The following is a 26,896-nucleotide window of genomic DNA, read 5'->3' as shown; positions in this document are numbered from 1 at the left end:
TTTGCGTGGGTAAAACGCCTGTCAGAACATAGAGTTGGCGCCACGTTTTAAAGGGGTTTAAACCCTTTATTTTTCAGCATTTTTTACAGAGGCACGGGATTACATGGAAATCGGTCTGCGCGAGTGGCTGATCGTCATCGGCATTATTGTCATTGCCGGTATTCTTTTTGACGGCTGGCGCCGCATGCGCGGCGGCAAGGGCAAGTTGAAATTCCGTCTGGACCGCAGCTTTTCCAACCTGCCGGACGATGACAGCAGCAGTGGTGGCACCGAAGTGATCGGCGAGCCCCGCGTGCTCGATAACCACAAAGAGCCTGCGCTGGACGAGCACGATCTGCCGTCGATGAGTGCCGGGCGTGACCGTGAGCGTGAACCCAAGGTCGGCAAGAACAAGCGTAACAAGCGCGGCAACGAGCCCCAGCAGGGCGACCTGAACCTGGCCGCCGAGCCGCGTGAGCCTGATCTGTTCGGCAATGCCGACGATGACTTTCCGGACGAAAGCCCGAAAACCAGCGGCTACGGTTCTGCGCCGGACAAAGACCTGCCACCGGTTGAAGAAGTACTGGTGATCAGTGTGATTTCCCGCGATGAAGGCGGCTTCAAGGGCCCGGCATTGCTGCAGAACATCCTTGAAAGCGGCCTGCGTTTCGGTGAAATGGACATCTTCCACCGTCACGAAAGCATGGCCGGTAACGGCGAAGTACTGTTCTCGATGGCTAACGCGGTCAAGCCGGGCGTGTTCGACCTCGATGACATCGACCACTTCAGCACCCGTGCGGTGAGCTTCTTCCTCGGTCTGCCAGGCCCGCGTCATCCCAAGCAGGCCTTCGACGTGATGGTGGCGGCAGCGCGCAAGCTGGCCCACGAACTCAACGGCGAGCTCAAGGATGACCAGCGCAGTGTGATGACCGCGCAAACCATCGAGCACTACCGCCAGCGCATCGTCGAGTTCGAGCGCCGGGCGTTGACCCAGAAGCGCTAGTAGGAGCGGGCTTGCCCCGCGATAAGAAACACGCAAGAGCAGCCACGGCTGCTCTTTTGCTTTGCAAGAGATTACACACCATGACCGCCGAATCCCGAATTCTTGAACTGCGTGCCGAGCTCGATCAGCACAACTACCGCTACTACGTGCTCGATGAGCCGAGCGTGCCTGACGCCGAATACGATCGCCTGTTCAACGAACTCAAGGCCCTGGAAGCCGAACACCCGGAGCTGGTGACCGCTGACTCGCCGACCCAGCGCGTCGGTGGCTCGGCGCTGTCGGCGTTCAGCCAGGTACGCCACGAAGTGCCGATGCTCAGCCTCGGGAATGCCTTCGAGGAAAACGACCTGCGTGAATTCGACCGCCGTGTGGTTGAAGGCCTGGACCTGCCGGCCGGCGATCTGTTCGGCAACGGCGCGGCAGTCGATTACAGCTGCGAACCCAAGCTCGACGGCCTCGCGGTCAGCCTGCTGTACCGCGACGGCCAACTGGTGCAGGGCGCAACCCGTGGCGACGGCACCACGGGTGAAGACATCAGCGTCAACGTGCGCACCGTGCGCAACATCCCGCTCAAGTTGCAGGGCGAGGGTTGGCCGGCGGTGCTGGAGGTGCGTGGCGAGGTGTACATGTCCAAGGCCGGATTCGAGCGCCTGAACCGGTCGCAGATCGAGGCCGGCGGCAAGACCTTCGCCAACCCGCGCAACGCCGCTGCCGGCAGCCTGCGCCAGCTGGACTCGAAGATCACCGCCAGCCGCCCGCTGGAATTCTGCTGCTACGGCGTCGGCCAGGTCTCGGCGCCGATTGCGGACAGCCATATCGGCACCCTGGAGCAGCTCAAGGCCTGGGGCATGCCGATCAGCCGCGAGTTGCGCCATGCCGCCGGCGTGGCTGAATGCCTGGAGTACTATCGCGACATCGGCGCACGGCGCAACGACCTGCCTTACGAGATCGATGGCGTGGTGTTCAAGGTCAACAGCCTCGCCTCCCAGCGCGAGTTGGGCTTCCGGGCCCGTGAGCCGCGCTGGGCGATTGCCCACAAGTTCCCCGCCATGGAAGAGCTGACCGAAGTGCTGGATGTCGAGTTCCAGGTCGGTCGTACCGGTGCGGTAACCCCCGTGGCCCGGCTCAAGCCGGTCAAGGTCGCCGGTGTGACCGTGTCCAACGCCACTTTGCACAACATGGACGAAGTGGCGCGCCTGGGCTTGATGATCGGCGACACGGTCATCATCCGCCGCGCCGGTGATGTAATTCCGCAGGTGATGCAGGTGGTCACCGAGCGCCGTCCCGAGGATGCCCGCCCTGTGCACATCCCCACCGAGTGCCCGGTATGCGGCTCGCAGGTCGAGCGCACCCAGCTGGTCAAGCGCAGCAAAGGCAAGGAGACCGTCAGCGAAGGCGCCGTGTACCGCTGCGTCGGCCGCCTGGCCTGCGCCGCCCAGCTCAAGCAGGCGATTATCCACTATGTTTCGCGCCGGGCCATGGACATTGAAGGGCTGGGCGAGAAGAGCGTCGAGCAACTGGTGGATGAAGGCCTGATCCGTTCACCGGCCGACCTGTACCAGCTGACCTTCGAGCAGATCGTCGACCTTGAAGGGTTTGCCGAGCTGTCGAGCAACAACCTGCTGGCAGCGATCGAAGCCAGCAAGAAGCCCGGCCTGGCGCGCTTCATCTATGCGCTCGGCATTCCTGATGTGGGCGAGGAGACGGCCAAGGTCCTGGCCCGTTCCCTGGGCTCGTTGCAGCGGGTCATGGCAGCCTTGCCGCAGGTGCTGACCTACCTGCCGGATATCGGCCTGGAAGTCGCTCACGAGATCCATAGCTTTTTTGAAGACGAACACAACCGGACGGTGATCGCCCAACTGCTCGAGCGCGGCCTGCAGTTGCAGGACGAAGGTGAGCTGAGCGCCGAATTCGCTGCCAGCACCACGCTGGCCGGTTTGATTGCCAAGCTGGATATTCCTTCGGTCGGGCCGACCGGCGCCGAGAAACTGGTGGCCAAGCTCGACAGCCTGGAGAAGATCATCGCTGCCGACGGCATCGACCTGCGCCAGGCCCTGGCAGCCAAGCCGGCCGAGGCGGTGCGTGCGTACTTCCAAGTGACGGAGAACGCTGCCCTGGCCCTGGCCATCGAAGCGCAGCTGCGCGACTTCGGCATGCACTGGTCGAGCGAGAAGAAAGTCGCCGAAGGCTTGCCCCTGGCCGGCCAGACCTGGGTGCTGACCGGCTCGCTGGAACGCATGAGCCGCGATGTAGCCAAGGACAAGCTGGAAAGCCTCGGGGCCAAGGTGGCCGGTTCCGTGTCGGCTAAAACCCACTGCGTGGTCGCCGGCCCCGGTGCCGGTTCCAAGCTGGCCAAGGCCAATGACCTGGGCCTGAAGGTGCTGGATGAAGATGCCTTCGTCGGCTTCCTGGCCGGTCACGGCATCGAGGTGTAAACACGGCACTCGCGGCGGTCGCCATGGTCTAGTCTTGGCAAGCAGCCAGGAGGGATCGCCATGTACCGTTTTTTCGAACAGCTGGGCGCCAGGATCGCGGCGCCCTTTGTCAGCCAGCAGCAGCGCCCGGATCGGGTCTGGCAGTGCCAATGCGGGCAGTCGGTGTTCTTTCGCAACAGCCAGTGCCTGGCCTGCCAATCGGCGCTGGGCTACTGGCCGCCGAGCAACCGGGTGGCGAGCCTCTTGCCCGGGCCTGCTGCGCGGCTCTGGCTGCTCGATGGCGAGCCTGAGGCCGGGCCGCTGCGGCGTTGCGCCAACCTCGATACCCCGGCTGCCTGCAACTGGCTGTTGGCCGACCGCGAGCCGGATAGCCTGTGCCTGGCCTGTCGCCTGAACCGGACCATTCCGGACCTTTCCATCGCTGACAACCACCTACGCTGGCGCAAGCTGGAAACCGCCAAGCGCCGGCTGACCGCGCAGCTGTTGCACCTGGGCTTGCCGGTGGAGCCGAAAGGCGAGGAGGGTGGCCCGGGCCTTGCGTTCGATTTCATCGGCGTCGATCTTGAGGGCAACGCACCAGTGACCGGTCATGCCAATGGCCTGATCACCCTCGATGTGCGCGAGGCCGATGATGACTGGCGCGAGCGGGTGCGGGTGCAGCTGCACGAACCCTATCGCACCTTGCTGGGTCACCTGCGTCACGAAGTCGGTCACTACTATTGGGACCGTTTGATTGCCGACAGCCATTGGCTCGACGGCTTTCGCGACCTGTTCGGTGACGAGCGCGAAAGCTACAGCGAGGCATTGGAGCGCCACTACCAGCAAGGTGCGCCGAGCGACTGGGCCGCAGCTCATGTCAGTGCCTACGCGATCATGCACCCGTGGGAAGACTGGGCCGAAACCTGGGCGCATTACCTGCACATGACCGATGCCGTCGACACCGCGCTGGCATTGGGCATGAATGCCAGCAGCCTGGAGCTGGACTTCCCGCCTTTCACCCGTGAAGACCTGTACCGCCCGGATGACCCCGGGGCAAAAGACTTTCTCGCCTTTATCAATGCCTGGGTCGAGCTGTCAGCGATGCTCAATGAGTTGTCGCGCAGCATGGGCCAGGTGGATTTCTATCCGTTTGTGCTGCCGTCGGCGGTGGTGGCCAAATTGCACTTCATTCATCTGCGCATTGCCGACTGTCAACTGGCGCCGGTGGCATAGCTATGTAGTGCAGCTGCTGCAGGACAATTCAATAGCCTCGTGTCTTTTGTGAAGCCATCACTGACAGGAGGACAGCATGACCCGCGCCCGCCAGAAAACCGACCCGGATGCCGAACACAGTCATCGGCAGAACAATCTCGATACCCTGGCACGCGCCTGCCCCGAATGGTTGTTGAAGGCTGATCTCTCCACCCGTCAATCCTACAGTCGCAGCCTGAGCAAGGCGCACAAGGCCGGGCGCGCGGCCAGGCAGGTCATGCAACGGATCGAGCCGCTGGAGCGGTTTGCGATCTCGCTGCTGAGCGAGAAACTGATCCAGCGTTTTCGCGTGTCTGTCGATGTGACGCAGGTGCAGCTCGATCATTACACCTGGTATTTATCGGCGCAGATCGGGTCGCCTTCGAACCTTCAGCGGGTCTCCAGACTGTGGCAGCAGGGCAGCCTTTTGCACATGGCCCTGCAGAATTTTACCGCTGCGCAAGCGGACGCCGTCGAGTCGGCACCAGGGTCGAAAGTGCACCTTGCCCAGGTGCAGATCAGCGCCATCGCGGCTTCTGACTTTATCGCCCTGTGCCGGGAAGTCGATATCGGCCGCCGTTACCAGGAACATCTCGCCTCGGTGCTGGCGCCAGGGCAGCCGGGCAGTACCTGGACCGGAGAGCCCAGCGCATCGGTGTTGTCGACCCTGGCCAGCACCAAAGCGGCCAATCTGGAACTCTCGGCACAGGTTGCATTCATGCGTGGGTATATCAGTTGGTCGGCTTACCAGATGCTGCTGGCGGTCAGCAATGGCGAGCAGTCTGTGCCCTACGACCTGCAACCGCTCGAATGCTGCCAGCTGGTGCTGCATGGTCATGTGCTGGAGGGCGTGCTGGTGTTTCGCCAGGCGCAGTCGCTTTACCCTTACCCGGTGTCTCGCAAGCGGGTGCTCTATGTACCGCAAGGGGCTGCGGGCGAGTTGCGTGAGTACGCTGATTTACCCTTCATGGTTACCGCGCTTTCCCGCCAGCTGATCTACACCACATTCAGGCAGGCCCTGTTGCGCCACGCGCCGCTGACCGAGCAGGCAGTGCTGAACAACAAGCTTGAAAGCGGCATCGACGGGCATGTCCGGGAACAACCGCTCAGTGGCAAGCTGTGCGAGCAACTGGTCCGGCGCCAATGCCTGCAGCGGCGCCAGGACAGCCTGGTGCTGGCAGTACCGACGGCGCAGGTCGATCATCAGCAACGCCAGCAACTGCTGGAAACCCTGGAAAGCGTCGGCTTGCAGGTGCTCAATCTGGTATCGCTGTTCGTCCCGGTGCTCAATGCCGCGATGCTGGCCTATACCGCCTATGACCTGATGTCCGAGGTGTACCACGGTATCGAGGACTGGAGCGAGGACAGGACCGATGAGGCCATGGAGCACTTGCTTGGCGTGGTTGAAACCATCGCCGTAGGCGCGGTGCTCGGGCTTGCGGCGCACAAGGTCGGGCGATGGGTGAACGAGCACGGCTTTTTTCAGAGTTTGCGGCCGGTGCAACGCTTCGACCGCTCCCTGCAACTCTGGAGTCCGGAACTCGAGCCCTATCGCCAGCGCCTTGAAGTGACGCCTGCAGCCATCGATCAGCGCGGGCGCTTGCTGGCCCATGGCAATGATCATGTGGTTATCGAAGGTCATGCCTACCGCGTCGAGCAAGATGGCGCCGGTGGTTCCTGGCAGATTGTCCACCCTGAACGTCCCCAAGCCTTCAAGCCCAGGCTTGAACACAATGGCGAAGGGGCCTGGCGGCATCAATGGGAGCGCCCCTGGGAGTGGTCTTCGGCCCGCTATGCCTTTCGCCGACTGGGGCCGCTGGCCCAGGGCATGGACGATGCGGACATTGCCCGCGTATTGCGCTGGGCCGACGTCGATGCGGCGCAGCTCTGCCAATTGCACATGGACAACGCACCGGTACCGGCTCTATTGCGCCAGGCCTGCGTGCACTGGCGTCTGGACAGGGACATCAGCGGATTCATCGCGGCGCTTGGGACGACGACTGTCAGCGATAACGCCATGGCGATTTTCCTCTTGCCGCATCTCCCGGGTTGGGACCCGCAACTGACGCCGCGCATCCAGGCCGCACAGGATTCGCTGCTGTTGACGGTGTTGCGGGATGCGCTGGGCGAGCAGCAGCTTGAGCAACTGGGCATCGAAGCCGAGGCGCTCGACACGCTGGCGCAGCAGAAATTCTGTGAGTTACTGGCGACCGAAGCGCAGGGGCAACGTCAGGCCCTGTTCGATTTCTGTCAGAGGCGGGCTGAACCGGCTGTGCAGGAAAGCAGCTTGCTAAGGCGGGATTTTCCTGGTTTGCCGGTAAGAATGGCCGAAGAGCTTCTGGGCCAGGCCCGCGAGGATCTGGTCGCCCGCATGCATCGTCAGGCACGGGTGCCCCTGGCAATAGCCCAAGGCGCCAGAAGGCAACTGAGTCAGTACCGATTCCTGTGTGTCCGCCAGGGCTTCGAATGGCCCTGGCGGCGCGATCACCGGTTCGACCAACTGGTCTTCGGTTTGCTCGAACATCTGCCTGGCTGGCCTTCCGGCTTGCGCATCGAACTGCACGGCCAGGACAGTGCCGGCGTGCTGCTGGCAAGTGCCGGAACAAACCTTCCGGGCCAGGTGCGCACCGTGGTCAAAAGTGCCGAGGGGCATTTCAGCATCGAGGGGCAGGAGGGGAGCGATACCGACCTGTTTACAATGTTGAACCCGTTATTGCCAGAGGGCGTGCGCCAGGAGGATGGCCAATCACTGGCTCAGGCACTGGCGGAGTTGGCCGATACCGACCGTAATCGCGCCCGACGCCTGAGTGGCCAGGTATTGTTGGAGGACCGGTTCAGGCCTCCGGTGCGCCTGGCCGATGGGCGGGTCGGCTATCCCTTGAGTGGCCGCGGTGCAGCGGACGAGCAATGGCAGTTTTATCGCGACCAGGCCAAGCAGTTGTTTCCGCGGCTCACGGATGCTGAACTCACCGATTACCTGCAAGGCCTGTCGATGGCCAGTGTCGATGTGCCCAGGCTGCTCAGGGAGAAAGCCGAGGAACTGGCCAGTTTGCGCGAGTCTTTGAGTGAGTGGGTGCAGGATCGTCCTGGGCCGCACTCCAGTGGCATGCAGCGGCGGCGTCAGCGTGTGGCTGACACGCTCATCATGGCCTGGCGCCGGCAGACACCTCGGGAATTCGGCGATACCGGCGAGCTGCGCGGCTACCGCCTGGACCTTGAAGGCGCCGACCTGGGTTCGCCGCCGCTGTTCCCGCTTGGCGTGGACTTCAGCCATGTTCAGCGCCTGTCGCTGAAAAATACTGGCCTGACGGCCATCCCCAACGGTTTTCTCGATGCATTCAGCAAGCTGCGCGTGCTCGAGCTTGGGCGTAACCGGCTCACGGAACTGCCCGCCATCATTATCGACATGACCCGCCTCGAAGAGCTGCGTTGCGCCGATAACGACATACAGTTGACCGAACGAACGGCGGGTATCCTGGGCAATCTGCGCCGGCTGGAGGTGCTTGACCTGAGTAACAACCCCTTGGGCACGCCTCCGCATCTGACCGGCCTCACCGGCCTGCGAAGCCTGAACCTGCGTTTCACCTCAATCGATGCGTTTCCGCAAGGCTACGTCGAACTGACGCGGCTGGAACTGGCCGATCTGCGTGACAACCAGTTGAGTGAGCTGCCTGAAACGCTGTACCAGTCACAGTCGCGCCCGGCGCGTGCCCTGTATTTGCAGGACAACCCGCTGTCGGCGTCGACAACTACGCAAATCGAGGCCTATCGTCAGCAGACCGGAATCAACCTGGGTGGCCTGGTCGAGTCGAACGAGATCGGGCCGGAGCTGTTCTGGACCCGGGGCGACAACGAAGCGTTGACACGCCAGCGTGAGGTGAAGTGGTTCAGCTTGCGCAAGGAGGCGGGTAGCCAGGAGTTCTTCCGCATCCTGGGCGAGCTGAGCATGACCGCCGAGTACGACGTGGCGCGCACCGAGTTGTTCGACAGGGTCTGGCGCATGATCGATGCTGCCAGCGCCGACAGTCAGTTGCGTGCCAAGTTGTTCAGGCTGGCGGGCCATCCGCGTACCTGCGGTAACAGTATTGCGCTGAACTTCAGCTACCTGGAAATCCAGGTCCAGGTCTTTCAGGCCCTGGCGACGAGCGAGAACTCCCAGGTGACCGCCCGGCTGCTGCGTCTGGGCAAGGGCCTGTTCCGCCTGGACAAGCTCGACAAGGTGGTGCTGGACGATATCAGGCTGCGGCGGGAAAGCGCCCAGGGGCGCTGGCGCGATGTCGAGGAAGTGGAAGTCAGCCTGGGTTATCGGGTCAGGCTGGCCGAAGCGCTGGACCTGCCGGGGCAGCCATCGGCCATGTTGTTCCCGGACCTGGAGATGATCAGCCCCGAGCAGATCGAGGCGGCCAGGCAGGCGATACAGGCTGCCGAAACGCCCGCGGCGCTGGCCGAGTACCTTGGCATGCAGGACTTCTGGTGCGACTGGTTGCGCCAGCGCGACACCCCGGCATTCCTTGCCCTGCGTAACTCGCTGGAGCAACAGGAGCAGGCGTTGGAAGAGCGTCGGGCCTCGATCAGCGATGTCGAGTACTACGCCGGCTACTCGAGCCTCTTCCAGGTGTTTCAGGAAAAAACCGCCGAACTGATCCAGAGCCTGAGCGAAGAGGCGGTGGGACGGGACCTGGCGGATGTTGCAAGCCTGCGTCACCTGCAAGGGTAAACATGCAGTAGAAGCCGCCTGCAGCGTGCCTGGGTGCAGGCGTTACTGAGCACGTTGCAGGCGCTGCCGGCTTTGCCCGAACGCCAAGTCATTGAGTAATGATGAGTTTTTAGCAATTAAAGGTTGTAACTTGGCTTGATGCCGTTACAATGGCGCGGCTCGTCGCCAGATGAGCTGCGTTATGGTGACCCCATCGGTCCCCCCGCAACGATCAACCGTGAACCCGGTCAGGCCTGGAAGGGAGCAGCCGCAGCGGTGACATTGTGTGCCGGGGTGTGGCTGGTGGGGTTGCCACCCATCATGCCTGTTGGCACTCTGTATTCCCCCCCCAGTTCGAACACCCGCCCGCGGATTCCTCCGCAGCCAGTATTTCTCCGCAGCCGGTTTAGTTGCCTGCGTGCCTGCGAGTCCAACCGTGTGGTGCGGGCTCCCCCAGATGTCTTCATCCGCGGTTGATATCGGCAGGGTGCAATTTTGCCCCCGCTCCGCTACGATTAGCGGTCTTCAGCTTGCAGTCGCGACGGTTTTCGATGAGTTATCAGGTTCTTGCACGTAAATGGCGTCCGCGCTCGTTCCGCGAAATGGTCGGCCAGACCCATGTGCTCAAGGCCTTGATCAACGCGCTGGACAACCAACGCCTGCACCATGCCTACCTGTTCACCGGTACCCGCGGCGTGGGCAAGACCACCATCGCGCGGATCATCGCCAAGTGCCTTAACTGCGAAACCGGTATCACCTCGACGCCCTGCGGCACCTGTTCGGTGTGCCGGGAAATCGACGAGGGGCGTTTTGTCGACCTGATCGAGATCGACGCCGCCAGCCGCACCAAGGTCGAAGACACCCGCGAGTTGCTCGACAACGTGCAGTACGCACCGAGCCGTGGGCGTTTCAAGGTCTACCTGATCGACGAAGTGCACATGCTCTCCAGCCACTCGTTCAACGCCTTGTTGAAAACGCTGGAAGAGCCGCCGCCCTACGTCAAGTTCATCCTTGCCACCACCGATCCGCAGAAACTGCCAGCGACCATTCTGTCCCGTTGCCTGCAGTTCTCGCTGAAGAACATGACCCCCGAGCGGGTGGTCGAGCACCTGAGCCATGTGCTCGGCGCCGAAAACGTACCCTTTGAAGACGATGCCCTGTGGCTGCTCGGCCGTGCAGCCGACGGCTCCATGCGCGATGCCATGAGCCTGACCGACCAGGCCATCGCCTTTGGTGAAGGCAAGGTACTGGCAGCGGATGTGCGGGCGATGCTCGGCACCCTGGATCATGGCCAGGTGTATGGTGTGCTGCAGGCCCTGCTCGAAGGGGACGCCCGGGCCTTGCTCGAAGCCGTTCGGCACCTGGCGGAACAGGGGCCGGACTGGAATGGCGTGCTGGCCGAGATGCTCAATGTGCTGCATCGCGTGGCCATTGCCCAGGCACTGCCGGAGGCGGTCGATAACGGTCAGGGTGATCGCGATCGGGTCCTGGCCCTGGCTCAGGCATTGCCGTCCGAGGATGTGCAGTTCTACTACCAGATGGGGCTGATCGGTCGACGCGACCTGCCATTGGCGCCGGATCCGCGTGGTGGCTTCGAGATGGTCCTGCTGCGGATGCTGGCGTTCCGCCCCGCCGATACCGACGATGCGCCGAAACCGGTGCTAAAGCCGGTGGGGATCAGCCAGGCCACAGCTGATTCTGCAAGCACGGTGGCAGCCGCCACCCAGGCTGCGCCGGTCATGGCTGTTGCACCGGTTGCGGCGCCAGCGCCAGTGGTTGCCGAGCCTGAACCTGTTGCCGAACCAGAGCCAGCGCCTGAACGTGTACCCGAGCCGGTCGAGGCCCCGGCGCCTGAGCCGGTTGTCGACCTGCCCTGGAACGATCCTGTCGCCTGCGAACCTGAAGTCGAGGCCACGCCGGTTGCTGTAGAGCCGCCTGCGCCTGCGCCGGTTCAGCAAGTTGCGCCACAGGACCTGCCCGCGCACGACGACGGTATTGGTTACAGCCCGGCCGGCATGGATCGCGACGACGAGCCGCCGCTGGACGAAGACTATTACGAGCCAGAAATGGACCCGGCCAGCTACAGTTATCTGGATGAGCTGGCCATCGAGCATGCCAACGAAGTTGACGCGCCGCCTGCCGAGCCATTGCCCGCCGCGCAACCGGCCACGGGCCTGGCGCTGAAATGGCTGGAATTGTTCCCGCAGTTGCCGATTTCCGGGATGACCGGCAATATCGCCGCCAACTGTACGCTGATCAGCGCCGAAGGCGACGACTGGCTGCTGCACCTGGACCCGGCTCACAGCGCCCTGTTCAACAGCACGCAACAGCGGCGCCTGAACGACGCGTTGAACCAGCACCTGGGCCGCACGCTCAAACTGACCATCGAGCTGATTCGCCCTGAGCAGGAAACCCCCGCCCAGGCCGCAGCCCGCAAACGGGCCGAGCGTCAGGGTCAGGCCGAGGCCTCGATCGAGGATGATCCGCTGATCCGGCAGATGATCCAGCAGTTCGGCGCCATGGTCCGCCACGATACGATTGAACCTGTCGACGCCCCGGTTGCCCAGGGCGAGTAACGGATAAACAGCAGCGGCCCGGGCCTGACCCGCGCCGCACCCCGTAACCTAATATTTGAGGTGATCCCCATGATGAAAGGTGGCATGGCCGGCCTGATGAAGCAGGCTCAGCAGATGCAGGAAAAAATGGCCAAGATGCAGGAAGAGCTGGCCAACGCCGAAGTGACCGGCCAATCCGGTGCCGGTCTGGTCAGCGTGGTGATGACCGGTCGTCACGACGTCAAGCGCATCAGCCTGGACGACAGCCTGATGCAGGAAGACAAGGAAGTGCTTGAAGACCTGATCGCCGCCGCCGTCAACGACGCCGTGCGCAAGGTCGAAGCCAACAGCCAGGAAAAAATGGGCGGCATGACCGCCGGCATGCAGTTGCCGCCGGGTTTCAAGATGCCGTTCTGAAGTCGTTGCACGGTTAAAAAAGCCAGGCTATTGCCTGGCTTTTTTGTGCTCAGTCGTAACTCATCAGGAACGTCGCCCGGCCTGGAGCAGAGCCGGGGGTTACCTGGGCGGTGGTCTGTACGTACTGTGCGCGCAAGGGGATCCGGTGCGTCACCGGGCCAGATCCCACGGTACCGCCTGGTTGCCGGGTGCCCAGCACGATTGGGGTGTTGTCGTTACGCAGCAGACGAATACCGATACCACGCGCAGTGGCGTGACTGGCCAGGCTGATGGTTGAGGACTGGTTGCCCGGGTTGCTGGCGTCGGTGATGGTATAGCTGACGTTGAGGCGGCTGCCACTGCTGCCGCCGACACAGTTGAGACGGATCTCAAGTGGCTGGGGCGCGGTGACCTTGCCCACGGCGTCGAAGAATCTTGCCGGATGATCCAGCAGATTGACGGGGATAGTTCTCGAACCTGGGTCGACGGCGCAGGTAGGCTCGGCTGAGACAACCTCGACTCTGGTTTGCACCATCGTCAGCCTGGCGGTGTTGGCCGGGGTATGCGGCTCAAAGGTTTGGCTAATGATTGTCTGCGGGAAAAACAGGACCCCGCTGTTCACCGGTCCGGTCTTGATCAACTGCAGTCTGTACCAAGGGGTGACGTCGGTAGTGCCGGCCGGATGCGTGATAGTGGGGACCGGCCAGCTATAAAAACGACTGGCGCCGGCTTCGGAGCCCGTGATCTTGATACCGATACCCTCCAGATTGGTTTGATGAATGCCTTCGCCGATGTGGGTGAAGACCGCGGTAAAACCGGCTCGCTGCCCATGGGCGGCAGAGCAGCGGTAGGCCATGCGTGTCGCGTACCGGGTGCCGCTGTCATAAATCACCTTGCCTACCGGATCTATTGCAGACACCGTCAGCTGCGAGTTTATGGTGATGTAGGCTTGGGAAGGGCTGGAGCCGATATGTACACAACTGGCGGTACTGATGCCGCTATGGGCCAGCAGCAGCAATCCTGTCGCGCCGGCGATGCGCGCGGGTAAAGAACAAAGCATGGGCAGGTCTCGACGGTTCAAGGGTGGGCTGGCGTTGCAAGGCAAACGGACTGAATGTTTTGCGGCGCGGCGCCCGCAGTTTTTTTCGCGGCGGCGGGCAGGGCATAGGTAATCCGGCAATTGCCTGTCGAGCCGTTGTCCCAGCGCACGATGATTTCACCTTCATCCTGAAGGCCGCGGGCGAACAGTTGGCTGCCTTGTCCGACGGCACCCAATTCATTGCCGTCGGTATCCACCACCGCTGCGCCAAACGGCAATGGCTGGCCATCGACCTGGCGGGCGTGGATAACGGCCGAACGCCCGGAGCGGGTCTGGAATACCAGCAGTGGAATGGCGCCGGCCCGCGGCACGGTCTGCTGGCTGCTCGATTGCAACTCGACGTCGGTCGACAGCCCCTTGGGGTCGATGGCAACCGTGTTGCGCCGGTAAGGCGTAAGGTTTGGTACTACGGCATAGCCACTGCTGTCGACTTTCAGCGCGGTGCCGGAGGTGACTCGTGCGCCATCGGCGTCTTTGGCGTGAATCAGGCCGAAGGTTTCACTCAAGGGTTGCGACAAGGTTAAACCGTCGGCATGGGCGACGATGGCGCCGCGCAGGCCAAGCGAGGCTTGCGAAGTGTGCCGTCCCTGGCTGAGTGAACCGCTGAGCTCGGCGGCCGAGCCGCGATAGAGTAGGTTGCTGCTGAGTGTATGGTTGTTCTGGCCATGATGGCGGTCCTGGCTGGCGGTGATGCCGTAGCTCAGGTGCTGATCGTCACTGGTGGCGCCCGTAAGGGTGGCCTGGGCCCGGCTGTTGCCGTTGCTGTCCCTGGAAATACTGCTGCTGAGGCTGCGCACACGCTCGCTGCCCAGTGGTAGGGACAGGCTCAGATAGAGGGTGTTGCCGGCGCGCCCGAAGCGGTCACGTTCCCGAGTACTGCTGAGGGTGTAGCCCAGGGTCTTGTAGTGATTGCTATAGCCGATCGAGTAGCTCAGATCACTGCCGGCATGGTCCCAGTAGCTCGACGCCGAGGCGCTCAGGTGCAGTTGGCCGTAATTTAGTGCCAACGGTTGGGCTAGTGACAGGGTGGTGCGGCTGCGATGGCGCTGGTAGCGCTGATCGCCGGCATCGCGCAGGAACTGGCGGCTGAGCTGGGCGTCCTCCAGGCCATAGAAGCCGCGGGTGGAGTAGCGATAGGTGGCCAGGGCGATCTGCGTGTCGGTTTCGCTCAGGGTCTTTGCGTAGCTCAGGCGCAGGCTCTGGCCTTGCTGACTGCCAAGCCCGGGCAGGTGGGTACGGGCCTGGGTAAGGTCGGCGCCGAACGCACCCAGCTCAGTGTTCAGGCTACCACCGAGCAAGGCTGAGCCATACCCGGATGCCAGGGTCATACCGCTGTAGGTGCTGACCAGGTTGTTCAGGCCATATTGCCAGGTGCCTTCGACGAACACCGGGTCGCTGTTCAGTTGCTGGTTGCGCAAGGTGCCCAGCGTTGCACTGTAGCGGCTGGCACCGGCGCGCAAGGACAACGGAACGGCGGCGTAAGGCACGGAGAAACTATGTTCGCGGCCGTCCGCCTCGGTCACTGTGACCTCCAGGTCGCCGCCGTAGCCGGTTGCATACAAGTCATCGATTTCGAATGCGCCCGGTGCGACGGTGGTTTCGTGCAGGGTTACACCGCGTTGTCGGATCAGCACTCGTGCGTTACTGCTGGCGATACCGCGCACCACTGGTGCATAGCCGCGCAGCGAGGCGGGCAGCATGCGATCGTCGCTGGCCAGGCGTATGCCGGTGTAGCTCAACGAATCGAACAGCCCGCCCGAGGTGTAGCTTTCACCCAGTGTCAGTTGCGAGCGCCAGGGGGTGATATCACGTTGGGCATAGCTGGCAATGCTCTGGTAGCGCTGCTGGCCTTGGTCGCTCCAGTTCAGCGAACCATCATGGCGCAGGCGCCACGGCCCGATATTGAGCCCGGCACCGAGCCCCAGGTAGGTCTGGCGAAAATTGCCCTGGCTGCGATGCTGGGTGCCGTAGGTGTTGAGGTTGTAATCGAGAAAACCCGCTGTTATGCCGCTGTCCCATTGTGACGGGTCCACCGTTTCGCGGGCGCTGCGTTTGACCGCGATTTGCGGCACCGACAAGTACAGGCGCTGGTTGGCAAAGTCCAGGCGGCTGCTGGCATCGTCCAGTGCTCCGTCGATGGGTATGCAGGCCTCGGCGGCAGAAAGTTGCTGTTGCGCGTGCGGGTAAAACTTGCTGCTATCCAGGCCGAGACGCTCTAGCAGGGCATTGTCGAAACAGGCCAGGGCTTCTTCGTTACCAGGCCGGGCCTTGAAACTGAGGTTGAAGCGCCCGTGCCACTCGTCGTTGACCACAACGTCCACATTGTAGATTCCAGGGCTTGCGACGTTGCGCCGCTCGAAGCGCGACAGGTCCACGGGCAGGTTACTGCCGTTGCCCAGGAATGCCGGTTCAAATTCAACCTGCGCGGATAAGGCGGTGTCGGCCATGACCGAAACGTGCCATGACAACAAACCGGACAGACCAACAGATAATCGGCTTATTGTTGAGACTGATTTTTTTCGGGGCGAGCGAAAGTGTAATGATATTAAAGTCATTTTCAGGGGTGCCAATATTAAACTTGGGCACGCACGAAAACTTCGAGAACGCCCGGAGTGTCGAGGAGGGAGAGTGGGCTAAGGGGATGGAGTACTGGCAGGCGTAGAGCTCAATAGTTGGTTATGGTTATTCCCGGCGCCGTAGTCGTTGATACTGGTGAAGTTGACCGTTGAGCGCGGGTTGACAGGTGACGAGGATATGAAGTGTCCCAGTGAATAAGGCGCAATGTAGCCCGTGCCCAGTGAAGTCGACTTGCCGTTATATTCAATTTTTATTTCACCGAGATTGACGTAGTAGGCCGACGGGTTACGGCCAACCAGCGTTTCAGGCTTGCCGTCTTGTCCAGGCGCTCGGTGCCAGGTCACCAGGGCCGGTGCGTCCTCGGCCTTGCCCGGCAGGCCCTGCGGGCGGTACAGCAGCTTGATACGGGTACGGAAGGCCAGTTGCAGGACATTGCTGTCCTTGGTTTTTGGCGGAACCTCAAGCATGTTGAACCAGAACAGCGACTCTCGATCACTGGCCATTGGACTGCCGGTATGCAGCAGGCGAATACTTTGCCCTTGTGCAGGTTCGACACGGGCCAGCACTGGCGTCACGGTAAACGGCACCTGGATGGTCTCGGGCGCGGCACGAGTATCGCCATCGTCTACCCAGACCTGGACCAGGCTGGGGTCTTTGCCATTGTTGACAAGGTTGACGGTGGCTTCGCGCTCTTGAGCCGCAAAGATGATGCGGGTACCGGTAATTACAACGCTGGCATGCACGGGCACACTGGCCGCCAGTAGCGCGAGGGCCGTCAGCAGGGAGGGGAAAAAGCGAGTCATGAATGCGAAATCCGACCTGATTAGGGGTAGCAGGCGCGCTGAGCGCGCCTGCCGGTTCATTACGGGAGATTGATCAGGTACTGAACACGGGAGTTGGCGGCACCCGGGGTGACCGTTGCGGCAGTGGCGTAGTACTGGCTGGTGTAGCGCAGGGTTGCCGCGCCGTCTTCAAGGTCAACCGGAATGGTGTTCTGCGAACCGGTTGGCCCGCCGATAATGATCTGTCCGCCTTGTTGGTTGAGCAGTTGGTACTGCACGTTGGTTGCGCTGGCAGGGCCGGCATCCATGTTCAGGCGGCCGTTTTGCACCAGGGCGCCTCCCAGGAACTCGATGTCTACCTGTCCGCCGCTACCGGCGGCACAGTTGGTCAGGGAGATCTCGAAGGTGCGAGGCTGGGCAATGCTGCCGGCCCCTGAGAACTCGCTGGTGTGCGCCGGGCTCATGGGGACGGTGAAGTTCTGGCCGCCAGGGCCGCCGTTGATGGTGCAGGTGGTGCCCGAGATACTGCCGGTGAATTCGATCTGTCCATCAGTTGCCTGGGCATGGAGGCTGATACCGGCCAGCAGCGGTAAAGACAGTGCAAAGCCCAAAGTACGTTTGTTCATTTGTTTTCCAGCTAGATTGATAAAGGTTGTGCGTTAATAAGTAAGTGAGTTGTTGTGGAGGCATATTTACTTGTTTTTTAACGCCGGGAAATTATGCGGTTTATTTGATTAGCTGGATGTAGGAAAGAGGGTGGTGGCAACGGGAGGATTTAGCCGGATGCTGTACGATTGGGAGTCTTTAGATGGGGTGTGCTTCTGCAGGTGTTTGAAGGTGTGCCAATTGCTGTATGTTATGTAGGTAATGTTCCTGCTTAAGAAATAGAAATATTATCTTCTTACGATGCTAATCTAAATGTCTGTAAGATTTGACGTTGGCCAGTCTGGCAGGTATAAACCGCCTTCACTTGCATCAAGGCCTTTTCCCATGAGTTTCAGCCCGCTTATCCGACAGCTGATCGACGCATTGCGCATCTTGCCTGGTGTCGGCCAGAAAACCGCCCAGCGCATGGCCTTGCAGCTACTTGAGCGTGATCGCAGTGGGGGGACTCGTTTGGCCCAGGCCTTGAACCAGGCCATGGAGGGCGTCGGGCACTGCCGCCAATGCCGGACCCTGACCGAGCAGGAACTGTGCCCGCAATGCTCCGACCTGCGGCGTGACGACACACTGTTGTGCGTGGTGGAAGGTCCGATGGACGTCTATGCCGTTGAGCAAACCGGTTATCGCGGCCGCTACTTCGTGCTCAAGGGGCATCTGTCGCCGCTGGATGGCCTGGGCCCGGAAGCCATTGGCATTCCGCAACTGATGGCGCGAATCGAAGAGCAGGGCAGCTTTACCGAAGTGATCCTGGCTACCAACCCGACGGTGGAAGGTGAAGCGACCGCCCATTACATCGCCCAGTTGCTGGCCGACAAGGGCCTGGTCGCTTCACGTATCGCCCACGGCGTGCCCTTGGGCGGTGAGCTGGAGCTGGTCGATGGCGGGACCCTGGCGCATTCGTTCGCCGGGCGCAAACCGATCTCGCTGTAATCCAGGCTCTTTATTCGCGGGGCAAGCCCGCTCCCACAGAACCTCAGCCTGTGGGGGCGGGCTTGCCCCGCGATGCTGTCAATACTCGCTCAGCGAGAACTCGGTCAGGCAAAAGGTCGGTACACCCGCCTCATTCAGGCGCTGCGAGCCGCCCAGCTCCGGCAGATCGATGATCGCCGCTGCCTCGAACACCTGCGCACCCATGCGCCGCACCAGCTTGGTGGCGGCCAGCAAGGTGCCGCCGGTGGCGATCAGGTCATCGAAAATCAGCACAGAGTCGCCTTCGCAGAGGCTGTCGGCGTGCACTTCGAGGAAGGCTTCGCCGTATTCGGTCTGGTAGCCTTCGGCGAGTACATCGGCCGGCAGCTTGCCTTGCTTGCGAAACAGGATCAGCGGTTTGTTCAACTGGTGGGCGATGATCGAGCCGATCAGAAAGCCGCGCGCATCCATGGCCCCGATATGGCTGAATTCGGTTTCGACGTAGCGTTCGATAAAGGCATCGGCGACATGGCGCAAGCCCCGCGGTGACTGGAACAGCGGGGTGATGTCGCGAAAGATCACGCCAGGCTTGGGGAAGTCCGGTACCGGGCGGATGAGGGCTTTAAGGTCGAAAGTGGCGCTGGGCATGAGGCGGGTATCCTGAAAAACGAATGCCCGCCAGTATACCTGTTATCCGAGGGGTCAGCTTTCCAGCGAACCACCGGCCAGGGCGCACAGCTGGATCGGGTCAAGGATATGGATTTCCTTGCCTTCGGCCTGGATCAGGCCGTTCTGCTGGAAGCGCGTGAACACCCGCGAGACAGTTTCCACTGCCAGGCCCAGGTAGTTGCCGATCTCGTTGCGCGACATGCTCAGGCGGAACTGGTTGGCCGAGTAGCCACGGGCACGGAAGCGCGCCGAGAGGTTGACCAGGAAGGTGGCGATGCGCTCATCGGCGGTCTTTTTCGACAGTAGCAGCATCATCTGCTGATCGTCGCGGATTTCGCGGCTCATCACCCGCATCAACTGGCGGCGCAGCTGTGGCAGTTGCACCGACAGCTCATCCAGGCGTTCAAAGGGGATTTCGCAGACCGACGTGGTTTCCTGGGCCTGGGCCGACACCGGGTAGGCCTCGGTGTCCATGCCCGACAGGCCGACCAGTTCGCTGGGCAGGTGGAAGCCGGTGATCTGTTCTTCGCCACTGTCGCTCAGGCTGAAGGTTTTCAGGGCGCCGGAGCGCACGGCATAGACCGAGCCGAAATTGTCGCCCTGGCGGAACAGAAACTCGCCTTTTTTCAGCGGACGCCCGCGTTTGACGATTTCATCCAGTGCATCCATGTCTTCCAAGTTCAGCGACAAGGGCAGGCACAGAGGCGCCAGGCTGCAATCCTTGCAATGGGCCTGGTTGTGGGGGCGCAGTTTGACTGGCTCGGACATTTCTTCAATCCTTGTGGGAATGCACACATAAGCCGTAAGGGTAACCCAGGGCAGGGTGTTTCGGCCAGCTTGGACGATTGTGTCGTCGGCAGGCGCAAGGATGCCATCTATAGACGGTGAGGCTTACAGCCTGTGCGCTGTAGAGCCTCTGAGCGCTGCTTGGCCCCGGTTTTATTGGGCGAAGCCAGAGAAAACTGCGACAAAAAACCTCAGTATCAGATCACGCGGGAAAAGCGCTGACGGTTGTGCAGGTCCAGGTAGGCGTCGAACACCATGCACACCGAACGCACCAGCAGCCGCCCGGCCGGCAGTACTTTGATGCCCACGTTACTCAGCTCGATCAGCCCGTCCTTGTGCATGGCCTGCAGGGCGGGCCACTGGTCCTTGAAGTAGCCGCGAAAATCGATGGTGAAGGCCCGTTCGATGGTCTCGAAATCCAGTTCGAAATGGCAGATCAACTGCTGGATCACCGCCCGGCGCAAGCGATCATCCTCGGTGCAGATCAGCCCGCGGCTGGTGGCCAGCTGGGCCGTGGACAAGGTGTCCTGGTAGGTGGTGAGGTCGCTGCTGTTCTGGCAGTAGAGGTCGCCGATCTGGCTGATTGCCGAGACCCCGAGGCCGATCAGGTCGCAATGGCCATGAGTAGTGTAGCCCTGGAAATTGCGCTGCAGGGTCGACTCTTCCTGGGCAATCGCCAATTCGTCGTCCGGCAGGGCGAAGTGGTCCATGCCGATGTACACGTAGCCGGCGGCCGTCAGTTGCTCGATGGTGTTGTGGAGCATTTCCAGTTTTGCCGCCGGGGCCGGCAAGTCAGCGCTGTCGATACGCCGCTGGGGCATGAAGCGCTCCGGCAGGTGGGCGTAGTTGAACACCGAGAGGCGGTCCGGTTGCAGCTTGATGACTTCTTCGACGGTGCGGGCGAAGCCTTCCGGTGTTTGCTTGGGCAGGCCGTAGATCAGGTCGAGGTTGATCGAGCGAAACTGCAGGGTGCGCGCGGCTTCGATGATCGCCCGGGTCTGCTCCAGGCTCTGCAGGCGGTTGATCGCCCGTTGCACCAGCGGGTCGAGGTCCTGCACGCCGAGGCTGACGCGGTTGAAGCCCAGTTCACGGAGCAGGCCCATGGTCGACCAGTCGGCCTCGCGCGGGTCGATCTCGATGCCGTAGTCGCCGGAGTCGTCGTCCAGCAGGTTGAAATGCTGGCGCAGGTGGGCCATCAGCTGGCGCAGTTCGACGTGGCTGAGAAAGGTCGGGGTGCCGCCGCCAAAGTGCAGTTGCTCGACGGTCTGCTTGGGGTCCAGGTGACAGGCGATCAGCTGGATTTCCTGCTCCAGGCGCTGCAGGTAGGGCGCGGCGCGGCCACGGTCCTTGGTGATGACCTTGTTGCAGGCGCAGTAGTAGCAGATGTTGGCGCAGAACGGCACATGCACATAGATCGACAGTGGGCGTACGGCGCGACGGCTGTCACGCAGGGCGTGCAGCAGGTCGAAGGAGCCGACTTCGCTGTGCAGTTGCACCGCGGTCGGGTAGGAGGTGTAGCGTGGGCCGGCCAGGTCGTAGCGGCGAATCAGGTCGGAGTCCCAACGAAGAACGTCGAGCATGCGGGCAGTCCCCAGAAAGAGCAGCAGTGTCCGGAGTCTAGGGAGCGCGGGGCAAACCCGTGTTGATTTGTATCAACGCCGCTTCAGTGGCCCATCAGCCAGTGTTGGTGCGGGCCCGGCAGGGTCCACAGGCCGAAGAGCATCACCAGCACACCGCCGGCAATGCGCACGCCACGCTGGCGCAGCAGGGCGCTGGTGCGTTCGGCGGCGAGGCCGGTGGCGAGCAGCACCGGCCAGGTGCCAAGGCCGAAGGCCAGCATCAGCAGTGCGCTGTCGGCGGCATTGCCCTGGCTCGCCGCCCAGAGCAGGGTGCTGTACACCAGCCCGCACGGCAGCCAGCCCCACAGGGCGCCAAGCAGCAGCGCGCGCGGCAGGCTGGAAACCGGCAGCAGGCGGTTGGCCACGGGTTGGATATGCCGCCACAGGCCTCGACCCAGGCCTTCGATGCGGGTCAGGCCGCTCCACCAGCCGGCCAGGTACAGGCCCATGCTGATCAGCAGCAGCGCTGCCAATACGCGCATGGCGGTCGCCACCGGGCTGTTGGCCACCGCCCAGCCGGCCAGGCCGAGCAACAGGCCGGCCAGGGCGTAACTGAGGATGCGCCCCAGGTTGTAGGCCAGCAGCAGGCGAAAGCGGCGGCTGCGTTGTTCCTTGGGGATGGCCAGGGTCAGCGCGCCCATCAGGCCGCCGCACATGCCCAGGCAGTGGCCGCCACCGAGCAGGCCGAGGATCAAGGCGGAGCTGAGCAGGGGTAGAAGTTCAGTCACGAGGCGGCGTACCGTCGTCGGGTTTCTTGCCGTCGGCCTCGTCCATGGCAGCCTGGTGCTGCGGGTCCTGGTCGTCGAACAGGATGCTGTGGGCCGGGCCGTCGAGGTCATCGTACTGGCCGCTGTCCACTGCCCAGAAGAAGATGTAGATGGCGATGGCGACGATCAGCAGGGCGGCCGGGATCATGATGTAAAGCGCGGGCATGGAGGCTCCTGGTCAGGCCGTCGCGGGATGCGTGGCAGTGGCTGGCGCATGGCTGGCCGGCAAGCCGCTGGCGCGGGTCAGGCGCAGGGCATTGAGGACCACGATCAGCGAACTGACCGACATGCCGACCGCCGCCCAGATTGGCGTGATCCAGCCCAGCGCGGCAAACGGCAGCATGACGCCATTATACGCCGTGGCCCACAGCAGGTTCTCGATAATGATCCGCCGGGTGCGGCGGGCCAGGCTGAAGGCCTGGACCAGGGCGTCCAGGCGGTTGGACAACAGCACCGCGTCGGCACTGGTCTTGGCGAGATCGGTGGCCGAGCCCATGGCGATGCTGATATCGGCAGCCGCGAGTATCGGCACATCATTGACCCCGTCGCCCAGCATCAGCACCTTGCGCCCTTGCTGTTGCAGGGCCTTGAGTTTTTCCAGTTTGTCGTCCGGGCGCAGGCCACCGATGGCCTGGTCGATCTGCAGTTCGGCAGCCACGCTCTGGACCATCGGCGAGCTGTCGCCGGACAACAGCAGGGTTTGCCAGCCACGGGCACGGCAGGCAGCCAACAGGTCGGCAGCGTCGCTGCGCAGGCGGTCGTCGAGGACGAACCAGGCCAGCGGGCCTCGCTGGTCACCGAGCAGCAACCATTGCCCGGCTTCGTCCGGCATTGCCGGTGCGGTGGTGCCACTGAGGGCGCAGGCGAAGCCCGCTTCGCCGATGCGTAGGCGCTGCCCGCCGACTTGGCCTTCCAAGCCCAGGCCGGGCACTGCCTGGACCTCTTCAGCGGCCTGGCTGGCGCGGCCAAACGCGCGGGCGATGGGGTGCTCGGAGCGGTTCTCGAGTGCCGCGGCGAGCATCAGGCAGCGGTCGGCATCGGTATCGCTCAAGGGGCGAATCGCCCGCAGGGTCAGGCGGCCTTCGGTGAGGGTGCCGGTCTTGTCGAAGATCACCGTGTCGATCTGGTTCAGGCCTTCCAGTACATGGCCGCGGGTCAGCAGCAGGCCGAGCTTGTGCAGGGTGCCGGTGGCGGCGGTCAGCGCGGTTGGGGTGGCCAGCGACAGGGCGCAGGGGCAGGTGGCAACCAGCATGGCCAGGACGATCCAGAACGCCCGCGCCGGGTCGATCTGCCACCAGAGCAGGCCGATGGCGGCGGAGGCGATCAGGGTGAACAGCAAGAACCATTGCGAGGCACGGTCGGCGATTTCCGCCAGGCGCGGCTTTTCCGACTGTGCCCGTTCCAGCAGGCGCACGATGGCCGAGAGGCGGGTGTCCTGGCCCAGGGCCTGGACCTCGACGGTCAGCGCGCTTTCGACGTTCAGGGTGCCAGCGGTGACTGCGTCGCCGGCACTGCGTGGTTGCGGCAGGTATTCGCCGGTCAGCAGCGATTCGTCGATGCTCGACTGGCCGCTGACAATACGCCCGTCGGCGGGGATCACATGACCTGGCTGGATCAGCACGCAGTCCTTCAGGCGCAGCTCGCTGAGCAGGATCCGCTCGCTCTGCCCGGCCGCGCCCAGGCGCAGGCACGAGGCCGGCAGCAGGTTGACCAGTTGCGCGGTGGCGGCGGCAGTGCGTTCGCGGGCGCGGCGTTCAAGATAGCGCCCGGCCAGCAGGAACAGGGCAAACATGCCCACCGCGTCGAAGTACAACTCGCCGCTGCCGGTGATCGCGGTCCAGATCCCGGCGCCGTAGGCCAGGCCGATGGCCAGTGACACCGAAACGTCCATGGTCAGGTGGCGGGTGCGCAGGTCGCGGGCGGCGCCGCGAAAGAACGGCGCGCAGCTGTAGAACACGATCGGCGTGGTGAGGAACATCGCCACCCAGCGCAGGATGGTGTGCAACTCAGGGCTCAGGTCGATGTTGAATTCCGGCCAGGTGGCCATGGTTGCCATCATTGCCTGGAACCATAACAGCCCGGCGACGCCCAACTGGCGCAGGGCTGTGCGGTTTTCGCTGGCCAACTGTTCGGCGGCGCGATCGGCCTGGTAGGGGTGAGCGGCGTAGCCGATATGGCGCAGCTCGGCGAGCAGTTTCGAGAGCGGCAACTGGCTGTCGGCCCAGCTCACCTGCAGGCGGTGATTGGACAGGTTCAGCCGCGCCTCGGCCACGGCGGGAAGGTTGCGCAGGTGTTTCTCGATCAGCCAGCCGCAGGCGGCACAACTGATGCCTTCGATCAGCAGAGTGGTTTCGGCCAGCTCGCCGCTGTGACGGACAAAGGGTTTTTGCACGTCGGCGCGGTCGTAAAGAGCCAGTTCGTCGACCAGTTGCTGAGGCAGGGCGTCAGGGTTGGCGCTGGCTTCACTGCGGTGCTGGTAATAGCTTTCCAGGTTGCCGGCGACGATGGCTTCGGCCACCGCCTGGCAGCCCGGGCAGCAGAACGCCCGCGGCTGGCCAAGCACCACGGCGGTGAAGTGGCTGCCGGCAGGCACGGGCAGGGCGCAGTGGTAGCAGGGCGTGGGGCTGGTCATGGTAGTCGTCGCAGATTTTTAGGGTGGCCGCATCGCTGGCAAGCCAGCTCCCACAGGGATAGTGCAACCTGTGGGAGCTGGCTTGCCAGCGATAGGGGCGACTCATTTTTCCAGGTGTTCAGCCCCTTGCAGAGCCTCGTCACCGAGAACCAGGGTCTTGTCGTGGGCGACTTCTTCTTCCTCGAACAGACGCCAGACATGCTCATCCTGGCTGCCCAGCAGCTCGACGAAGCGCCGGCCTTCGACCTTGTCGCTGAGCTGGCCGAGGTAGCGACCGGCTTCGCTGTCGCTGCGGGTCAGGACGATCTTGCGGTCTTTCTCCGGCTGGGTCGGCGAGATCAGGTTCAGTTCCAGGGTCTGCGGCTGGCTGTTGCCGGTCAGGCGCAGGTCGACTTCGCCGGTCAGCTCGTCCAGGTGCACGCTGGCCTTGAGGTTGAGGGTCTGGGCCAGCAGTTCACGGTCCAGCGAGCGGTTGATGCCTTTGCCGGCCTCGTAGTAGTTGTCGTTGACCAGGTTGTCCGGGTTGTTCACCGCAATGGTCACCATGGTCAGGCTGAGGGTCACCGAGGTGGCCAGCACCCCGATGATGATCCACGGCCAGAGGTGCTTGTACCAGGGGCTAGCGGCAGTTGCAGAAGGCATGGGCTCAGTCTCTTATCGAATTTGCGGGCCGATGAAGCGGCTCTTGGCTTCAACCTGGGTGGCGCTGTCGTCAGCGTCCTTGAGGGTGAAGATGACTTCGTTGGTGGTCGACGGCAGTTGTTCCGGGGCCATCGACAGTTGTACCGGCAGGCTGACGATGTCGCCGGCGGCGACGCGGATTTCCCGTGCGCCTTCAAGTTTGAGGTCAGGCAGGCCACCGGCCTCGAGCACGTAGACGTGATCGCGCTGGTCCTTGTTCATGACCTTCAGGCTGTAGACGTTCTCGATCCGCCCCTGGGCGTTCTCACGGTACAGCACGCGGTCCTTGCTGACGTCGAATCCGACCAGCGAACGCATGACAAAGGCGCTGGCCAGCAGGCCGATCATCGCCAGCAGGACTACGGCATAGCCGATCAGGCGCGGACGCACCATGTGGGTTTTCTGCCCCGACAGGTTGTGCTCGGTGGTGTAGCTGATCAAGCCTTTGGGGTAGTTCATCTTGTCCATGATGGTGTCGCAGGCATCGATGCAGGCGGCGCAGCCGATGCACTCGATCTGCAGGCCGTCACGGATGTCGATGCCGGTCGGGCACACCTGTACGCACATGGTGCAGTCGATGCAGTCACCCAGGCCCTTGGCCTTGTAGTCGAGGTCTTTCTTGCGCGGGCCGCGGGTTTCGCCACGGCGCGGATCGTAGGAAACGATCAGGGTGTCCTTGTCGAACATCACGCTCTGGAAGCGCGCATACGGGCACATGTACACACACACCTGCTCGCGCAGCCAGCCGGCATTGCCGTAGGTGGCCAGGGTGAAGAAACCGACCCAGAAGTAGGCCCAGCCGTCGGCCTGGCCGGTGAAGAACTCAATCACCAGCTCACGGATCGGCGAGAAGTAGCCGACGAAGGTCATGCCGGTGACAAAGCCGATGCTCAGCCACAGGCTGTGCTTGGCCAGCTTGCGCAGGAACTTGTTGCCGCTCATCGGGGCCTTGTCGAGCTTCATGCGCTGGTTGCGGTCACCTTCAGTGACTTTCTCGCACCACATGAAGATCCAGGTCCACACGCTTTGCGGGCAGGTGTAGCCGCACCAGACGCGGCCAGCGTAGACGGTGATGAAGAACAGGCCGAAGGCGGCGACGATCAACAGCCCCGAGAGCAGGATGAAATCCTGGGGCCAGATGGTGGTGCCGAAAATGTAGAACTTGCGCTCCGGCAGGTTCCACCAGACGGCCTGGTGACCGCCCCAGTTCAGCCATACCGTGCCGAAGTACAGCAGGAACAGGACGGCGCCGCCGACCATGCGCAGGTTGCGGAACACGCCGGTGAAGGCGCGGGTGTAGATCTTTTCTCGGGAGGCGTAGAGATCGACGCTGCTGTTGTCTTTACTGGCAGGCGGGGTGACGTCATGTACCGGAATCTGCTTGCTCATCATTGAGTCCCACGGCAGTGGTGAAGTGC

19 protein-coding genes and 1 other RNA gene are annotated in these 26,896 nt (G+C 62.7%); 8 read left to right on the top strand and 12 right to left on the bottom strand.

From position 1 onward, the window contains the following. The first annotated feature begins 103 nt into the window (after window positions 1-103). From zipA to JV241A_RS16285, 7 genes are all read left to right on the top strand, one after another. Window positions 104-982, top strand: a complete 879-nt coding sequence (gene zipA / locus JV241A_RS16315; RefSeq protein ID WP_134063523.1) for a cell division protein ZipA — start codon at window positions 104-106, stop codon at window positions 980-982. Window positions 983-1,062: 80 nt separating this feature from the next. Then, window positions 1,063-3,417, top strand: a complete 2,355-nt coding sequence (gene ligA, locus JV241A_RS16310; protein WP_134063521.1) for an NAD-dependent DNA ligase LigA — start codon at window positions 1,063-1,065, stop codon at window positions 3,415-3,417. 60 nt (window positions 3,418-3,477) lie between these two features. Then, a complete protein-coding gene (locus JV241A_RS16305; RefSeq protein WP_134063519.1) occupies window positions 3,478-4,629 on the top strand; it encodes a putative zinc-binding metallopeptidase in 1,152 nt (383 codons plus the stop codon). A 76-nt stretch (window positions 4,630-4,705) separates the two neighbouring features. Further along, window positions 4,706-9,364 carry an NEL-type E3 ubiquitin ligase domain-containing protein gene (locus tag JV241A_RS16300; protein ID WP_134063517.1) on the top strand — a complete coding sequence of 1,553 codons (4,659 nt, stop codon included), beginning with the start codon at window positions 4,706-4,708 and terminating at the stop codon, window positions 9,362-9,364. A 191-nt stretch (window positions 9,365-9,555) separates the two neighbouring features. After that, window positions 9,556-9,652: signal recognition particle sRNA small type (gene ffs, locus JV241A_RS16295), an RNA gene on the top strand. Between the two features lie 242 nt (window positions 9,653-9,894). Further along, a complete protein-coding gene (dnaX, locus tag JV241A_RS16290; protein ID WP_115087990.1) occupies window positions 9,895-11,919 on the top strand; it encodes a DNA polymerase III subunit gamma/tau in 2,025 nt (674 codons plus the stop codon). A gap of 69 nt (window positions 11,920-11,988) precedes the next feature. Beyond that, a complete protein-coding gene (locus JV241A_RS16285; RefSeq protein WP_010226011.1) occupies window positions 11,989-12,315 on the top strand; it encodes a YbaB/EbfC family nucleoid-associated protein in 327 nt (108 codons plus the stop codon). Between the two features lie 49 nt (window positions 12,316-12,364). Here JV241A_RS16285 and JV241A_RS16280 read toward each other — a convergent pair whose 3' ends face one another. The 4 genes from JV241A_RS16280 to JV241A_RS16265 form a co-directional block, all read right to left on the bottom strand. Beyond that, complete coding sequence (locus JV241A_RS16280) at window positions 12,365-13,354, bottom strand: fimbrial protein (RefSeq protein WP_134063515.1); 990 nt, start codon at window positions 13,352-13,354, stop codon at window positions 12,365-12,367. Between the two features lie 17 nt (window positions 13,355-13,371). Next, entirely contained in the window at window positions 13,372-15,840 is a 2,469-nt protein-coding gene (locus JV241A_RS16275; protein ID WP_134063513.1) for a fimbria/pilus outer membrane usher protein, read from the bottom strand. 186 nt (window positions 15,841-16,026) lie between these two features. Further along, a complete protein-coding gene (locus JV241A_RS16270) occupies window positions 16,027-16,773 on the bottom strand; it encodes a fimbria/pilus periplasmic chaperone (RefSeq protein WP_115087986.1) in 747 nt (248 codons plus the stop codon). A 59-nt stretch (window positions 16,774-16,832) separates the two neighbouring features. Next, complete coding sequence (locus JV241A_RS16265; protein WP_115087985.1) at window positions 16,833-17,378, bottom strand: fimbrial protein; 546 nt, start codon at window positions 17,376-17,378, stop codon at window positions 16,833-16,835. 364 nt (window positions 17,379-17,742) lie between these two features. Between JV241A_RS16265 and recR the strand changes: the two genes are divergently transcribed. Next, a complete protein-coding gene (gene recR, locus JV241A_RS16260; protein ID WP_115087984.1) occupies window positions 17,743-18,345 on the top strand; it encodes a recombination mediator RecR in 603 nt (200 codons plus the stop codon). A gap of 78 nt (window positions 18,346-18,423) precedes the next feature. On the opposite strand, the gene JV241A_RS16255 is transcribed toward recR, so the two are convergent. From JV241A_RS16255 to ccoG, 8 genes are all read right to left on the bottom strand, one after another. Continuing rightward, a complete protein-coding gene (locus JV241A_RS16255) occupies window positions 18,424-18,972 on the bottom strand; it encodes an adenine phosphoribosyltransferase (protein ID WP_115087983.1) in 549 nt (182 codons plus the stop codon). A 54-nt stretch (window positions 18,973-19,026) separates the two neighbouring features. After that, complete coding sequence (fnrA, locus tag JV241A_RS16250; RefSeq protein WP_010226003.1) at window positions 19,027-19,761, bottom strand: Crp/Fnr family transcriptional regulator FnrA; 735 nt, start codon at window positions 19,759-19,761, stop codon at window positions 19,027-19,029. A 215-nt stretch (window positions 19,762-19,976) separates the two neighbouring features. Then, on the bottom strand, window positions 19,977-21,359 hold the full coding sequence (hemN, locus tag JV241A_RS16245) for an oxygen-independent coproporphyrinogen III oxidase (protein ID WP_134063511.1): 1,383 nt from the start codon (window positions 21,357-21,359) through the stop codon (window positions 19,977-19,979). An 83-nt stretch (window positions 21,360-21,442) separates the two neighbouring features. Then, a complete protein-coding gene (locus JV241A_RS16240) occupies window positions 21,443-22,126 on the bottom strand; it encodes a sulfite exporter TauE/SafE family protein (protein ID WP_010226000.1) in 684 nt (227 codons plus the stop codon). After that, window positions 22,119-22,331: a cbb3-type cytochrome oxidase assembly protein CcoS gene (gene ccoS / locus JV241A_RS16235; protein WP_010225999.1), complete on the bottom strand. Its 213-nt coding sequence runs from the start codon at window positions 22,329-22,331 to the stop codon at window positions 22,119-22,121. The genes JV241A_RS16240 and ccoS overlap by 8 nt, the downstream gene beginning before the upstream one ends. 12 nt (window positions 22,332-22,343) lie before the next feature. Next, on the bottom strand, window positions 22,344-24,797 hold the full coding sequence (locus JV241A_RS16230) for a heavy metal translocating P-type ATPase (RefSeq protein WP_134063509.1): 2,454 nt from the start codon (window positions 24,795-24,797) through the stop codon (window positions 22,344-22,346). A gap of 102 nt (window positions 24,798-24,899) precedes the next feature. Beyond that, window positions 24,900-25,439 (bottom strand): FixH family protein, encoded by a 540-nt coding sequence (locus JV241A_RS16225; RefSeq protein ID WP_115087979.1) that lies wholly within the window; start codon window positions 25,437-25,439, stop codon window positions 24,900-24,902. Window positions 25,440-25,451: 12 nt separating this feature from the next. Beyond that, window positions 25,452-26,867 carry a cytochrome c oxidase accessory protein CcoG gene (gene ccoG / locus JV241A_RS16220; protein ID WP_115087978.1) on the bottom strand — a complete coding sequence of 472 codons (1,416 nt, stop codon included), beginning with the start codon at window positions 26,865-26,867 and terminating at the stop codon, window positions 25,452-25,454. Window positions 26,868-26,896 lie beyond the last annotated feature (29 nt).

Origin of the sequence: Pseudomonas sp. JV241A, assembly GCF_900275665.1 — a bacterium.
GTDB lineage: Bacteria > Pseudomonadota > Gammaproteobacteria > Pseudomonadales > Pseudomonadaceae > Aquipseudomonas > Aquipseudomonas wadenswilerensis.
This window is presented reverse-complemented; position numbering and strand designations above follow the sequence as displayed.